Raw genomic sequence first — 1,045 nt, forward strand, 5'->3', positions numbered from 1 at the left:
CACGATCGAGGCTCAGCGCGAGACGATCGCGAAGCTGGAAGCAACGGTGGAGCGGCTGACCGCCCGGGTCGCCGAGCTGGAACGCCGGCAGAACCGCAATTCGGGGAACTCCTCGTTACCGCCGTCCAGCGACGCCTTCGTCCGTCCGGAGAAGCAGCCGCCGGTCAAGAGCGGGCGGACCCGGGGGCGCCAGCCCGGCGCTCCGGGCAACGGCCTGGCGATGGCCGAGGTCCCCGACGAGGTCGAGGACCACCTCCCGGCGGCCTGCGGCGGATGCGGGAAACAGCTGTCGGCCACCGACAGCGTCGGCTACTCGCGCCGCCAGGTCCGCGACATTCCCCTGGTCACCGTGACGGTGACCGAGCACCGGGCGCATCGCTGCCGGTGCGGCGGGTGCGGCGCTGTCACCGGCGCGGACATGCCCGGGCAGGTGGCGGGTGCGCCGTCGTCGTACGGGCCGAACCTGCGCGCGCTCGCCGCCTATCTGCTGGTGTTCCAGCACGTGCCGGTGGAGCGCTGTGCTCAGCTGATCGCCGACGTCACCGGAGCCCGGGTCTCGCCCGGCTGGGTGTCGGCGATCCTGGCCGAGGCCGCCACGCTGGTCGCCGGCAGCATCAAGGTGATCCGCGCGCTGCTGACACTCACGCATGTGCTGCACGTCGATGAGACCACCACCCGGATCGGGGCGGCGCGCCGCTGGCCGCACGTGGCCTGCACCACCACCCTGACCCTGCTCGGCCTGGGCGAACGCTCCCGGCAGGGCGCCAACTCCCTCGGTATCCTGCCCGAGTTCCGCGGGGTGCTGGTGCACGACTCGCTGTCGCTCTACAACGGCTACCCGCACGCTCGTCACCAACTGTGCGGGGCACATCTGGTCAGGGAGCTGACCGCGGCGGCCGAGGATCATCCCGGTCAGCGGTGGCCGGCGCAGATCCGGTGGGCGCTGGCCGAGTTGAACGAGCAGGCCGTCAAGGCCCGCGAGAAGGGGCTGGCCGAGATCCCGCCCGAGCGGGCGCGGATCTACCTCGAATCCTTCCATCACGGG

At 72.1% G+C, this 1,045-nt stretch carries 1 protein-coding gene; it reads left to right on the forward strand.

Annotation, left to right across the window (positions count from 1 at the left end):
- Positions 1-1,045 (forward strand): IS66 family transposase (locus ITP53_RS55510; protein WP_195903513.1); only part of this gene is annotated, 1,045 nt, incomplete at both ends.

Origin of the sequence: Nonomuraea cypriaca (assembly GCF_015645445.1) — a bacterium.
GTDB lineage: Bacteria > Actinomycetota > Actinomycetes > Streptosporangiales > Streptosporangiaceae > Nonomuraea > Nonomuraea cypriaca.